This is a genomic window from Dyella jiangningensis (assembly GCF_003264855.1).
GTDB classification, from domain to species: Bacteria; Pseudomonadota; Gammaproteobacteria; order Xanthomonadales; family Rhodanobacteraceae; genus Dyella; species Dyella jiangningensis_C.
In genome coordinates this window covers 1,675,179-1,689,094 of record NZ_NFZS01000001.1, presented here as the reverse complement: position 1 = coordinate 1,689,094, position 13,916 = coordinate 1,675,179, and the positions used below count along the sequence as shown (strand labels likewise).

Below are 13,916 nucleotides of genomic sequence, written 5' to 3'. Positions count from 1 at the left end.
CCACGATGTTGGCGCGCCCGCAAAGGCACGCCAACAGGACCGATCAGGGCGCGGCGTGGGCCGGTATGCCCAGCTCCTTCAACAACTGCGGCGCCGGATAAACCTTGTCCATCAGCCAGCGCATGTAGCGCAGGTCCACGTGGATGGCGCGCTTGTAACGCGGATCGAACATCCAGCTCGCGCTCACCGCTTCCCAGTTGCTGTCGAAGTTGAGGCCGACCAGTTCACCCTTGGCGTTGAGCACGGGCGAACCGGAGTTGCCGCCGGTGGTGTCGAGGTTGCTGAGGAAGTCCACCGGCATGGCGCCGGTCCTGGCATCGGCGTACCCGGCATAGTCGCCACGCGCGATCGCATCGAGCAACGGCTTGGGCGCATCGAACGGTTCGACGCCCGTGTTCTTCTCCACGATGCCCGCGGTGGTGGTGAGCGGGTGATAGACCACCGCATCGCGCGCCTCCAGCGGCGTGACCTTGCCGTAGCTCACGCGCAGCGTGGAATTGGCATCCGGGTACACCGCGCGCCCCTGCTTCTCGCGATAGGCGATCAGCGCGTCCATGTACGCCGGTCGCAGGCGCAGCAGATCGCCCTCACGTGCCTTGCGCTCTTCCTCGATGCGCAACAGCGCCGGTTGCAGCTTGCCGACCAGCATGAGCAATGCGTCGTTGGACTTGGCAAGTTCCGCCGGTTCGGCCTTCAGCCAGTGCAGACGCTGCGCCTCGTCGCCGAGTTGGGTGGCCGCATAGACCTTGTCCAGCGTGCCCGACAGCTCGGCCGGGCTGCGGCCGAAAGCGGCGTCGAATTCCGGCAGGCGCTGGGCGTCAGGCAGCTTCTGGTAGCGCGTGAGCAACGATGCCAGCAGTTGCTTCTCCACCTTGGGATCGTAACGACGCTGCACCTGCCGCAGCATGCCGGCGGTGAGATCCTCGTCGCGCTGCTGGTAGCCGCTCTCGCGTTGCGCGTCAGGCTTGGCGCGCTCATGGGCGAGGCGCTGCAGCGTCAGCGCCGAGCGCATCAGCTGGGTCTGCGTCTGCATCACGGCAAGCAGCAGGTCGCGCTCGCGCGTGGCATTACCTGCGGCGATCAGCTGCGCCACTTCATCGATCTGCGGTCGCAGCGTGGCGGCCGATGGCTGTGCCGCCAGCCAGGAAAGCATCGCGTCCTCGTCCTTGCGGCGAATGGCGACGGCATCGCTGCGCTTGAGGCCATCCAGCTCGCCGCTGAACCGCTTGATGTTGTTCTTCAGCGATTGCAGCTGCGAGGCATAGCGGATGGTCGCCTGGCGATCGGTGTGGCCGACTTCCTCGATCACGTCCTGCAACTGGCGCAATACGTCCACCGTGGCCGGCAGCCGCCACTGCACCTGATCGGCGAACTCGGCAGCCGTGCGATGGCGATAGGTGACACCCGGGTAGCCCGCCAGCATCACGAAGTCGCCCTCGCGCACGCCCTGCGAAGCGATCTGCAGATGCGCAGGCGGGTGGTACGGCACGTTGTCCTTGGCGTAGTCCGCCGGTTTGCCATCCGGCCCCACATAGGCGCGCAGGATGGTGAAGTCGCCCGAATGGCGCGGCCATACGAAGTTGTCCACCTCGTCGCCGTAGTTGCCGATCGCACGAGGCGGTGCGTATACCAATCGCACGTCGCGCAGCTCCAGTTGCTTCACCAAGTAGAAATCGCGGCCGTAGAACATGTTGACCACGCTGCAGCGCATGCCCGGCTCGCGTTCGCATTCGGTCACCAGCGCCTTGCTCGCGGCATCGACGGCGTCGTAGTACGCACGGCCGGTCTTGCCCTTGGCCGCGCCCAGCACCTTGTCGGTGACCTTGTCGAAACCGGTGGTGACGCGCAGGCGGAAATCCGGGTTGGCCGGCAGTTCTTCCGCGCGGTCGTGCGAGACGAAGCCATTCTGGATGAGGTCGCGCTGCGCGTTGCTGTTGTACTGGATGACGCCGAAGGCCACGTGGTGGTTGGTCAGCACCAGGCCATCGCTGCTGACGAAGGAGCCGGTGGCGCCGCCCACCTTCACCACGGCGCTCAACGGTGCCTGGGTGAGGTCGGCGAGGTCGGCGGGATTGCCCTGGAATCCCGCAGCCCGCAGCTGCCTGGCGATGCTCGGCAACTGCGAGGGCATCCACATGCCTTCATCGGCATGTGCCGTCGTCGCAAGCACCATGGCCATGACCCACCCCATCTTTCTCAAACGCATGCCTGTTCCTCGGGCGATTTCGCAATAACTTGCGACCATAGAACGAAACGCCCGCGCGGGTAACGCTGCATTGCACACCGGCTCGCCGCAGCAACATCGACGCCCGCCGCAAGGAGCGGGCGTCGGAATCGATCAATGGCAGGCCAGTCCGGCCGGCGGCGGCAGCGCGAGGAATACCGTGCTCCACAGCTGCGCGGCGTTGGATTCGTCCTCGTGCGCGCCTTCCGCACCGAACGGCTCGATGCGGTAGTGGCCGTTGGCGTACGACCACGACCACAGCTCCGACGTACGCACTGCATTCGCTGCGCAGATCGCACGCCACAGCCCGGCCTGCGCCGCCTCCAGATGCTGGCGGGTCGCTGTCGACAGATCGCCGCGGGCCAGCTGTCGCTTCAGGCCGGCGGCCATGATCGCCTGCTGCCACGCCCAGACCACGGTGCCGTGGTAGGCGTTGTTGCCGAAGCGCGACCACACATCATGATCGGCATAGGCGGGATTGGCGACCACCATGCCCACGTCGGTCATCAGGCCAGCCGGGAACGGCCGCATCAGGTTGCCGATGTCGCGATCCAGCGCGGCGGCGTCCGGCTTGCCAAACAGCAGTTGGAACCCCTCATCGGAATTCAGCACCGGGATCGGCTTGCCCTGCGCGTCCAGTGCGATGGCAGGAAAGTCGACCTGGCCGCCATCCACGGCTTTCAGCGCGGACGTGTCCGACACGCCGATCTGCTTGGCGTATTCACGCACCTGCGCGACGGCACGGTCATTCGGAACATGCACCGCGAACAGCGCACTGGCGTGCTGCTCCCAATCGTTGGCGCTGGCCGCGGCCACACGCAGCCGTTCGCGCTGCGCGGGCGTGGTGTAGTCGTCCAGCAGGCCAGCGTCGAGGAACTGACCGATCGCGCGCAATGCGGCCGGCATCCAGACCGCGTTGACGTCGTAGGGATAGCGGCCGCGGCCGATGCCCTCGTTGCTGTCGCGCCACTGTCCCACTTTGGCATTGGGCTTGAGCGCCACCAGGTTCGAATACACCGGCTGGCGGGCGAAGGCTTCGCTGCTCGCGGCGACGAACAGCAGGTTGCGCACCAGCGCGTCGCCTCGCCGCCCCGCCCCCAGCTTGCCGGCGAGGAAGGCTCGGGCACCATCGCGACCGCGCGGATCCTCCAGCAACCACGCAGCGGCCACCGGCGGCAGCATCACGTTGCTGTCGACCATCACGTAGTCATAGATCGGCTCGGCGGATGGCTTGCCTTGCTCCTTGAGATGCTGAAGCACCGCGAACTCGCCGATGCCTTCCTCATGCGCGACCTGTCCGTCAGGCGAAAGGCGCGCCAGCACCGAAGCGATGCCGGCATCGATCGCCGCCGGCTGCAACACCGGCATCAGCAGGCGCAGCGACATCATCGTGTCGCGGCCGAAATAGGTGTCGAAGCGCCAGGACCCGGCGAGGAATTTCTCGCGGTAGCTGAGGAACTGCAGCGCCTCGCGGCTGCGCTTGTCAGGTTGTGCACGGTCATTGAGCAGGTTCGTGAACGGCGTCAGCGGGGTTTCGCCCGTGCTGGCCTCGATGTGCAGGTGCAGCGCCTCGCCCGCGTGATCTGGACGCAGCACGAGGTGACCGTCCTCCTGCGTGAAGCGGCCATTGTCCGTGCTCAGTGCGATGGCATAGCCCGGCGCGCCATCCAGTCGCTGGCGCTGCCAGCTCGCCGAGCGCTCGGTGAGCCGCGGCGTGGCAGCGACCTTTGGCGTGGCGGCGAGCTGTGCCGTGTAACCCTGGCCCTGCTGGTAATCGCGCAGCATGCGGATACTGCCTAGCACGGCATCCTTCAGCACCAGACGGTCAGCGGTGACGCTGGCGTCGGCGGCAATGCCATTCCAGCCATGACCGTCCACGGAACGGTGCTGGCCGGTTACCTTGCCCAGCGACCACTGCACCGGCTTGTCGGTCGGTTCGAACCACAAGCCTGCGCCGCTGTTGCCGGCCGGGAAGGCCACCAGCATGCGCGGCTTCTCGCCGGAGCTGAGCAACAGATGGGCCGCGATGCTGCCGTCCTGGAAGAACGCATTCTCGATGTTCCCCTCGGTGATGCGGAACTGCAGGGGCGCCTTGGCGCCCTCCTGCGCCGCCCAGGCCGGCGGCGCCAGCGCCAGGCCCGCGGACAGCATCAAGGCGGCCACCAAGGGTCTGCGCCCCATCTGCCAAACCGCCAGGACCGAACTTCCCACCCTGCTCAAACGCATTCGCCCGCTCCGTTCAGTGACGCACAGTCTTGCGACAGTAAAAGCTGGAGCCCGGGACCACAACGTTGCAGTGCAGGAAGCCGGCGCCCCGCCCGCCTTCTATAATGTCGGTTTTCCCGCCCTTCCCCACGGAAATCCCATGCCTCAGATGATGAAAGCCCTGGTCAAGCGCAAGCCCGAGCAGGGCATCTGGATGGAAGAAGTGCCCGTCCCCGAGGTCGGCCCCAATGAGGTGCTGATCAAGATGGAAAAGACCGCGATCTGCGGTACGGACCTGCACATCTACAAGTGGGACGACTGGTCCCAGCGCACCATCAAGCCGGGCCTGACCATCGGCCATGAATTCGTCGGCCGCATCGTGGAGATCGGCCCGGGCGTCACCGGCTACAAGATCGGCGACCGCGTCTCGGCCGAAGGCCACATCGTATGCGGCCATTGCCGCAACTGCCGCGCCGGCCGCCAGCACCTGTGCCCGAACACCATCGGCATCGGCGTGAACCGCAACGGCGCGTTCGCCGAATACATGACCATGCCGGCCTCGAACCTGTGGCCGATCCCGGACCAGATCCCGTCCGAGCTGGCCGCCTTCTTCGATCCCTACGGCAACGCCGCGCACTGCGCGCTGGAGTTCGACCTGATCGGCGAGGACGTGCTGATCACCGGCGCCGGCCCGATCGGCATCATCGCCGCCGGCATCGCCAAGCACGTGGGCGCACGCAACGTGGTGGTCACCGACATCAACGACTACCGCCTGAAGCTGGCGGCGGACATGGGCGCCACCCGCGTGGTGAACGTCGCCAACCAGTCGCTGAAGGACGTGATGAAGGACCTGCACATGGAAGGCTTCGACGTGGGCCTGGAAATGAGCGGCAATCCGCGCGCCTTCAACGACATGCTTGAATGCATGTACCACGGCGGGAAGGTCGCCATGCTCGGCATCATGCCGCGCGGCGCGGGCATCGACTGGGACAAGGTGATCTTCAAGGGCCTCACCCTGCAGGGCATCTACGGCCGTCGCATGTACGAGACCTGGTACAAGATGACCCAGATGGTGCTCACCGGCTTCCCGCTGCAGAAGGTGCTCACGCACCAGATCCACATCGACGACTTCCAGAAAGGTTTCGACCTGATGGATGCGGGCAAGTGCGGCAAGGTCGTGTGCTCCTGGAGCTGAGCTTCCACTAAACCGTCACATAATCGAATGTTCCGCCGGGTCGTCCGGCGGAAAAACCGATGCTTCCGTCTGGGCCGCCCTAGTACACTCCTGCCCTAGGGCGCGCCGACAGCATGACCGGATAATGACGTTGCCGGGTCGTACAGACCTCGCACGGTCGGCTCGCGATGACATCGGAGCATCGTCGGCATGGCTGATCTTTTCAGCAACCCCCGTCTGGCCGCAGGACGCGACCGCGCCCTCGCCGTCTACCATTCGCATCGCGTGCGCAAATGGACCCTGATCACCGTCATCGCGATCGTGGTCTTCGGGCTGCTCGGCTTCTTCGCCGCGCCCTACCTCATCCGCAGCCAGATCGAGAAGCGTGCCAGCGTCGCGCTGCAGCGCCAGGTCACCCTGGGCGCCGCCCATCTCAATCCCTATACCTTGCGGCTGCAGCTGGACCACCTGCATATCGCCGACCGCGACGGCAAGTCGCCGTTCGTCGACATCGACCAGGCGGTGATCAATGCCTCGTGGGGCTCGCTGTTCCGCCTCAAGCCGGTGCTGGACGAGCTGTCCCTGCAAGGCCCGCGCATCCATATCGTGCGCACGGGCGACCAGCGCTTCAATTTCAGCGACATCATCGATCGCTTCAACGCCACGCCGTCGGACCCGAACGCGCCGCCCACGCGCTTCGCGCTGTCCAACATCAGCGTGCATGGCGGCGATATCCAGTTCCAGGATGACGCACTGAAAGCCAGCCACCATGTCGAGAACCTCGAGCTGGGCATCCCCTTCATCGCCAACCTGCCCAGCGACACCGACATCTTCGTGCAGCCGCTGCTCTCGATGAAGGTCGACGGCAGCCCGTTGCGCATGGATGGCCATACCAAACCCTTCGCTGACAACCGCGAATCGACCATCGATTTCCATCTCGATCGGCTCGACCTGGCTCGCTACATCGGCTATGCGCCGACAACGCTGCCGATCGCCATTCCCAAGGGCCTGCTGAGCGGCGATCTCACCCTGCATTTCGTGCAGGCCAAGCCCGAGCCCCAGCTGCAGCTCACCGGCAAGCTGCAGTTGGATGACTTCACGCTCAACAGCAGCGACGCCCAGGCGATCCTGAGCCTTGGCAAGGGCACCGCCGATCTTGCCGACGTGCAGCCACTGCAATCGCGCTACGTGATCGGTGCACTCGCGCTCGAGCAGGCTCAGCTCTACTACACGTCGACGGCGGAAGGTCGCAGCAATTTCGATACCCTGACGGCAGCTCCCGCAAGGCCCGCCAGCGATGCGAAAACCCAGCCGATGGACCTTCGCATCGCCTCGGTGACGCTCGCCAACAGCGCCATCCACTACGCCAACGCCACCGGCAAGATCGACATCAACAATCTCCACGGCGGCGTCCAGGGACTGAGCATGCAGGCCGCTCCGGCGGCGAAGCTGGACGTAACGGCGCAGTTCTTCGGCGGCGAGCTTTCGATGAAGGGCACGGTGGACCTTGCCAAGAGCAGGTTCATTGCCGCGCTGAACGCGAGGCAGGTCGACATGGCGCCGCTGCAGGCAGCCACCTACCAGGGCCTGGCGGCGCGGCTGACCAACGGCAAGCTCGATGCCACCGGCCAGTTGCAGGTCGACTGGAGCAAGCCCTTCAACATCCACCTGTCCAACGCCCACACCACCGTTACCGACTTCGCGATGGAGCCGCAATACAAGGGCCATGATTCGCCGGTGGCGTGGAAGGTGCTGGAATCGGAGATCAACCAGGTCGACCTCGCCACGCAGCAGGCGCAGCTGGGCACTGTCAAGGCGACGGGCCTCAGCCTGGACGTGCAGCGCAACAGCAACAAATACATCAGCCTCGTCGATCTGTTCGCCGCCAAGGGTGCACCGGCAAAGAAGACTGAAGTCAACAGCACGCCATGGCACTGGAGCATCGCGCACCTCGTGTTCGACAACGCCGCCGTCGCCTTCACCGACCTGGCGGCCGGCAGCGACAAGCCGGTAAAGATCAAGATCAGCTCGCTTAGCGGCGGCATGGACAACCTGAGCGACAAGCTCAACGAACCGCGCGAGATGAAGCTGTCGGGCAACATCGACAAGGGGAGCTTCACCGCCAGCGGCAAAGTGCAGCCGATGCCGACGCTCGCCGACATCCAACTGGACACCAAGCGCCTGGATATCTCCAGCTTCCAGCCGTACATCAGCGTGCCGCTGAACGTGACGATTTCCAGCGCGCGCATCACCAGCAACGGCAAGCTGCATTACGACGGGCGCAACGCCGAGCCCAGGATGACCTACAAGGGCAATGCCGCGCTGGAGCAGGTGCGCATCCAGGACAAGCTTACGGGCGATGACTTCCTGCGCTGGCGCACGCTGAGCAGCAACCAGCTCGACGTGTCCTACGGCATCGGCGCACCGCGCATGCACGTGGCGAGCCTGGTGCTCAGCTCGTTCTATGCGCGCATGATCGTCAACTCCAACGGCACGCTTAACCTGTCCGAGGTGGTGGCGAATCCCGAGTCGGCTCCGGTGTCGCTGACGCGTGGCGAGAACGAGCAACCGTTGCCTGGAAAGCCGGCACCTGCGGCTTCCGCACCGGCGCCAGCGCCCGCCCCCGCCACGACCTCGGCCACGAAAAAGGAAGTGGCCGCCGCGCCGGCACCCTCCTCCAATGTGCCCGCGGCGCCGCCAGCCGATATCCGCATTGGCGGCATCACGCTGGTCAACGGCCAGCTGAACTACACCGACAATTTCATCAAGCCCAACTACACCGCCAACATGACCAAGGTGACCGGCAAGATCGGCGCCTTTGGTACTACGCCAGGCGATCCGCCGGCCGACCTGTCGGTGCAGGCGGCGCTGAACGACAACTCGCCGATCGACATCGACGGCACCATCAATCCGCTGCAGCCCGTGGCCTTCCTCGACATCAAGGGCAAGGCAAACGAGGTGGAGCTGACTGGGCTGAGCGCGTACTCGACCAAGTACACCGGCTATCCCATCACGGCTGGCAAGCTGACGATGGACGTCCATTACATGCTGGACCAGCGCAAGCTCAACGCCGACAACCACATCTTCATCACCCAGCTGACCTTTGGTGACCGCGACGAAAGCCCTGGCATCCAGCATCTGCCGGTGAAGCTGGCGGTGGCGCTGCTGAAGGACACGCAGGGCAACATCGACGTGAACGTACCGGTGTCCGGTTCGCTGGACGATCCGCAATTCAGCATGGGCGGCCTGATCTGGCGCGCCGTCGGCAACCTTATCGCCAAGGCGGTGACCGCGCCGTTCCGCCTGCTGGGCGCCGCATTTGCCGGCGGCAATCACGAAGACCTGGGCTATGTCGAGTTCGACGCCGGCTCGGCCGTGCTGGACAAGAACGCGCAGGAGCGATTGGGCAAGGTCGTCGCCATGCTCAACCAGAAGACCTCGTTGAATCTCGACATCACCGGCCGCGTCGATCCTTCCAAGGACCAGGATGGCCTGCGCAAGGTCACCGTGGACACCTTGGTTCGCCGTCAGAAGGCGCTGGACCGGGACGGCAAGAACGCCGATACCTCCGACGCTGCGCTTGCCGCCGTCAACGTCACGCCCGACGAGTACGAGAAGTACCTTCGACGCGCATACAAGGACGACGACTTCAAGGGCAAGCCGAAGAATTTCATCGGCCTGAAGAAATCGCTGGATCCCGACGAGATGCGCAGCCTGATGGAAACCAATGTCGCCGTCGACGAATCCGCAATGCGCGACCTGGCCCAACGCCGCGCCGCCGCCGTGCAGGCGTGGCTGAAGGGCAAGCTTGACGACAAGCGCATGTCGCTCAAGCCCGCCGTGCTGGACACCAAGGGCATTGATGACAAGGGCAAGACCACGCGCGTGGAATTTGGCTTGCACCAGGGGTGAGGTAGCTGCAGCGCCTCTCCCACCCCGTCATTCCGGCGCAGGCCGGAGGCGCTTTTCAACAGCCGAAGGCTGGTAATCCAGCGGCGAGGCGGCCCGATAATGCCTTGTTGCCTGTCGCGAAAACCTGACGTTTCGACACTGGATTCCGGCCTACGCCGGAATGACGGTTAGGAAAGATGACGGCATCGAGCCGTGCACTGTTCCTTCCCGTCCTCCGAGGGGTCAAAATAGCGTTTTGATCCCAGCGGGAACGTCCCATGAGCTACCCCGGCCAGTCGCGCTTCGCCGCCGAACTCGAATCCATCCGCGAGCAGGGCCTGTTCAAGGCCGAGCGCATCATCGTCTCGCCCCAATCGGCGAAAATCCGCCTCGACAGCGGCAAGGAAGTGCTCAACTTCTGCGCCAACAACTACCTGGGCCTGGCCGATCACCCCGACGTGATCCAGGCCGCCAAGGAAGCGCTGGACACCCACGGCTTCGGCATGGCCTCCGTGCGCTTCATCTGCGGCACGCAGGATCTGCACAAGGAACTGGAGAAGAAGATCGCCGACTTCTTCGGTACCGAGGACACCATCCTCTATGCCGCCTGCTTCGATGCGAACGGCGGCCTGTTCGAGCCGTTGCTCGGCGAAGAAGACGCCATCATCTCCGATGCGCTGAACCACGCGTCGATCATCGACGGCATCCGCCTTTGCAAGGCCAAGCGTTTCCGCTACGCCAACTGCGATATGGCCGATCTCGAAAAGCAGCTGGAGGCTGCCGACGCCGCCGGTGCACGCACCAAGCTGATCACTACCGACGGCGCGTTCTCGATGGACGGCTTCATCGCGCCGCTGGACCAGATCACTGCGCTCGCCGAGAAGTACAACGCGCTGGTGCACATCGACGAATGCCATTGCACCGGTTTCCTCGGCGACACCGGCCGCGGCTCGGCCGAGGTGAACGGCGTACTCGACAAGATCGACATCATCACCGGCACGCTGGGCAAGGCACTCGGCGGCGCGCTGGGCGGCTTCACCACGGGACACAAGGAGGTGATCGAGATGCTGCGCCAGCGCTCGCGCCCCTACCTGTTCTCCAACTCGCTTCCGCCGCACGTCGTCGCCGCCGGCATCAAGGTGTTCGACATGCTGTCCGCCGCCGGTGATCTGCGCGAACAGGTCAAGGCCAACACCGTCTATTTCCGCGAACAGATGGCCAAGGCCGGCTTCGACATCAAGCCAGGCGTGCACCCGATCGTCCCGGTGATGATCTACGACGCCAAGAAAGCGCAAGCCATGGCCACCGATCTGCTGGAAGAAGGGATCTACGTCACCGGCTTCTTCTACCCGGTGGTGCCGCAAGGCCAGGCGCGCATCCGCACGCAAATGAGTGCGGCGCATACGCGTGAACATCTGGATCAGGCGATTGCGGCGTTCATCAAGGTGGGCAAGAAGCTGGGTGTGATCTAAGCCTGCGCCAGCATGAAGAGGGCTTCGCCAAGCCCTCTTCGCAATTCATGTAGCCATGCCCTATGAGGTAGAACGTCGCTGATTAGGCTTGCACCAGTCCTCCGACGCTTCTATCCCGCACAACGCTAAGAGCTCTGGCTCTAAAGGCCATTTTCTTTGGGCATTGCCACCTTTATGGTGGTTACTTTTCTTTTGGGCCAGCAAAAGAAAAGTGACTCGAGCTCCGGCAGGAGATCGAAACGCCCGCCGCGTAGGCGGCACCTTTGCAATAGTGCATCAAGCAAAAGCCGAAACTCCGAGTGACCGGCTCTTGGCTCCCGTATAGCTCTACTGGCCCGCGCACTGATGACGGACAGGGGCGAGAACCGCACCCTCTCCCCAACCCTCTCCCGGAGGGAGAGGGAGTCACGGCTCGCACAGCGCAAGGAGAGGGAGTGACGGCTCACACGGCTATAGGTGGGGCCGGCACCTATCGCGCACTGGGTGCGCTCCTACATTCGGCAGCAGCGGACAAGGGACCGCTGGGTACCCGAAACCTCACCAGAGAAGGCTTACGGCTGGACCAGTGCCCGTACCTCAGCCTCGGTGAGGTGCCGCCACTGCCCCTTGGCCAACTCACCCAGCACCAGCGACCCGATCGCCACCCGGATCAACCGCAACACCGACACGTCATGCGCCCCCAGCAATCTTCGGATATGCCGGTTGCGCCCCTCGTCCAGCACGATCTCCAGCCACGCATTCTTCTCGCCCTGTCGCAACAGCACGGCGCGACGTGCGGCGAGGCGCTCACCTTGCTCCACGACACCTTCGACCAGAGCATCGAGTAATGCCTGGTCGGGGATACTGTCGACCTGCACGTGATAGGTCTTGTCGACATGATGCTTTGGCTCGGTGAGCCCCGCAGCCCACACGCTGTCGTTGCTCAACAGCAGCAGGCCCTCGCTTGCCTTGTCCAGGCGCCCGGCCGGCCCAAGCCACGGCAATCCGGCCTGCTTCAGCAGGTCATAGACGGTATCGCGTCCGCGCTCGTCCGCGGCGCTCACCACGATGCCACGCGGCTTGTTGAGCGCTATGTAGATGCGCTCACTCGCTGCCACGGCCTCGCCATCGAGCGTAATGCGTTGCCGCTGTGCATCCGCGGGACGTTCGGGATCGAGCACGACCCTGCCGTCCACCCGCACCCTGCCCTCTCGCACGGCCTTCTCGGCCTGGCTGCGCGAACACACGCCCAGCTTGCTGAGCACGCGCGCCAGGCCATGACGTGGCGCAGAAGGCGCGGAAGGGCGCGGCCCAGGACGGGATGGACGCATGGAGGGACTCGACTGCCGACGGATGAGCATGGCGATGGTAGGCGATTCGCGCGCCGGGCGTGATCTTTCCGGGAGCACACCGGCGACAAGCGCACCCGCGATGCGATGGAACTTCGCGGTCGCACACTGGGTGCGCTCCTACAGCGGGACAATCGCCAGAAAAGAAAAGCCCGGCTTGCGCCGGGCTTTTCGGTACTGCGTTTTACAAGTCCGATTACTGCTGGACCTGCAGCTCCGTACGACGGTTCTGGGCGCGGCCAGCATCCGTGTCGTTGCTGCCAATCGGATCGTTCTTGCCGTGGCCGACCGGGCCTTCCAGACGGCTGGCGGCGATGCCGTGAGCGGTCAGGTAGTCGTACACGATCTGAGCGCGACGCTCGGACAGATCCTGGTTGTAGGCGTCCTTACCGACCGAGTCGGTGTAGCCGGCAACGTTGACCTTGACCTGCGGGTAGCGCTGCAGGGTGTCCACAGCCTGGTCGAGGATGGCGATCGAGTCGGTGGTCGGCTCAGCCAGCGCCTTCTTGATGTCCTTCTCGCCCTTCTTCGGACGGTCGAACTTGAAGTTGACGCCGCGCAGGTCGATCACGACCTTCTGCGGGCAGCCGTCCGGACCGACGATGGTGCCTGCCGGGGTGTTCGGGCACTTGTCGTCGCAATCGTTGACGCCGTCACCGTCGCTGTCGAGCTTCGAGCAGTCCGGAGCGGCCGGCGGCGGGGTGGCAGCGACCGGAGCAGCAGCCGGCTCGCCGAAGCGGGACACGATGCTGAAGCCCAGGAACCAGTCGCCGTAGCCGTTCTTCGCCGGCTGGGTCTTGTCGTCCCAGTCATAGCGGTAGCCAGCCTCGATGCGGATGTCGGTGCTGTCGGTGACGGTCTTGGACACACCAGCGCCGAGCTCGGCGGCCGGCGACCAGCCCTTGTCGACGGCATTCTGGTGGTAGCTGCCCATCACGCCGGCGAGCAGGTACGGACGCCATGCATTCCAGTCGCCGTAGTAGAAGCGAGCGGCCACGCCGTAGTTGTTGTTCGCCCAGCGACCGCCGGCATCGGCGTCACGCTTGGTGCGGTCGATGAACAGGTCGATCGAGGTGTTCGGTGCAATGAAGCGACCAAAGCCCAGGCCGTAGTAGACCTGACGGCTGTTGGTGTTGCGATCGGTGTCGTTGTAGTAGCCGCCCACGGTCGGAGCGATGTACCAACGGCCGTCATAGCTCGGCGTGGTCGCACCGGCAGTGTTGTCTTGCGCGTGAACGGCACCTACGCCGCCCAGGGCCAGGGCAATCAGGAAATACAAGCCCTTACGATTCATCAGGTGTCTCCTTGTTTATTGGTATTCGCGTCCGCTCCACCCCAGACGGAAAACGCGCGTCACTGACTTCTACATCCAGGGACTTACTTCCGTCCCTTGCTTTGCGTCCCGATCAAATTGGTGTCAAAGATCAAAGCGCGGCGGAGTGTAGCAAAATCGTTAAGTGCATCGCACGCCCATGGAGACGTCGTTGGTGAAGCGCTGTTCAGACAACGCACATTTGCTGCGCGCGAGAGTGCGAAGCATGCGACAAGATGTCGCGCTTCGAGGGGCCGCCGATACCGCCTGTCGATGTCGCCGCATGGCGCAAAAGAAAAGCCCGGCTTGC

Annotated in this window: 7 protein-coding genes; 3 read left to right on the top strand and 4 right to left on the bottom strand. The window is 64.4% G+C overall.

Features of this window, described 5'->3' with window-relative positions; genetic code table 11:
* Positions 1-43 precede the first annotated feature (43 nt).
* A complete protein-coding gene (locus tag CA260_RS07545; protein ID WP_238149644.1) occupies positions 44-2,179 on the bottom strand; it encodes a S46 family peptidase in 2,136 nt (711 codons plus the stop codon).
* Positions 2,180-2,338: 159 nt separating this feature from the next.
* Positions 2,339-4,405 (bottom strand): hypothetical protein, encoded by a 2,067-nt coding sequence (locus tag CA260_RS07540; protein WP_238149643.1) that lies wholly within the window; start codon positions 4,403-4,405, stop codon positions 2,339-2,341.
* A gap of 184 nt (positions 4,406-4,589) precedes the next feature.
* Here CA260_RS07540 and tdh point away from each other — a divergent pair, with 184 nt between their 5' ends.
* The 3 genes from tdh (at position 4,590) to kbl (ending at position 10,966) form a co-directional block, all read left to right on the top strand.
* Entirely contained in the window at positions 4,590-5,624 is a 1,035-nt protein-coding gene (gene tdh / locus CA260_RS07535) for an L-threonine 3-dehydrogenase (RefSeq protein ID WP_172461743.1), read from the top strand.
* A gap of 189 nt (positions 5,625-5,813) precedes the next feature.
* Positions 5,814-9,515: a DUF748 domain-containing protein gene (locus CA260_RS07530; RefSeq protein ID WP_111982009.1), complete on the top strand. Its 3,702-nt coding sequence runs from the start codon at positions 5,814-5,816 to the stop codon at positions 9,513-9,515.
* A gap of 257 nt (positions 9,516-9,772) precedes the next feature.
* On the top strand, positions 9,773-10,966 hold the full coding sequence (gene kbl / locus CA260_RS07525; protein ID WP_111982007.1) for a glycine C-acetyltransferase: 1,194 nt from the start codon (positions 9,773-9,775) through the stop codon (positions 10,964-10,966).
* A gap of 551 nt (positions 10,967-11,517) precedes the next feature.
* Here the strand turns inward: kbl and CA260_RS07520 are convergent.
* Positions 11,518-12,276 carry a pseudouridine synthase gene (locus CA260_RS07520; RefSeq protein ID WP_238149642.1) on the bottom strand — a complete coding sequence of 253 codons (759 nt, stop codon included), beginning with the start codon at positions 12,274-12,276 and terminating at the stop codon, positions 11,518-11,520.
* Between the two features lie 214 nt (positions 12,277-12,490).
* Positions 12,491-13,588 (bottom strand): OmpA family protein, encoded by a 1,098-nt coding sequence (locus tag CA260_RS07515; RefSeq protein ID WP_111981999.1) that lies wholly within the window; start codon positions 13,586-13,588, stop codon positions 12,491-12,493.
* Positions 13,589-13,916 lie beyond the last annotated feature (328 nt).

Coding starts and splice junctions, on each gene's coding strand:
- CA260_RS07515 (WP_111981999.1), bottom strand. CDS start 13,588: ATGAATCGTAAGGGCTTGTATTTCCTGATTGCCCTGGCCCTGGGCGGC.
- CA260_RS07530 (WP_111982009.1), top strand. CDS start 5,814: ATGGCTGATCTTTTCAGCAACCCCCGTCTGGCCGCAGGACGCGACCGC.
- tdh (WP_172461743.1), top strand. CDS start 4,590: ATGCCTCAGATGATGAAAGCCCTGGTCAAGCGCAAGCCCGAGCAGGGC.
- CA260_RS07520 (WP_238149642.1), bottom strand. CDS start 12,276: ATGCGTCCATCCCGTCCTGGGCCGCGCCCTTCCGCGCCTTCTGCGCCA.
- CA260_RS07545 (WP_238149644.1), bottom strand. CDS start 2,179: ATGGCCATGGTGCTTGCGACGACGGCACATGCCGATGAAGGCATGTGG.
- CA260_RS07540 (WP_238149643.1), bottom strand. CDS start 4,405: ATGGGGCGCAGACCCTTGGTGGCCGCCTTGATGCTGTCCGCGGGCCTG.
- kbl (WP_111982007.1), top strand. CDS start 9,773: ATGAGCTACCCCGGCCAGTCGCGCTTCGCCGCCGAACTCGAATCCATC.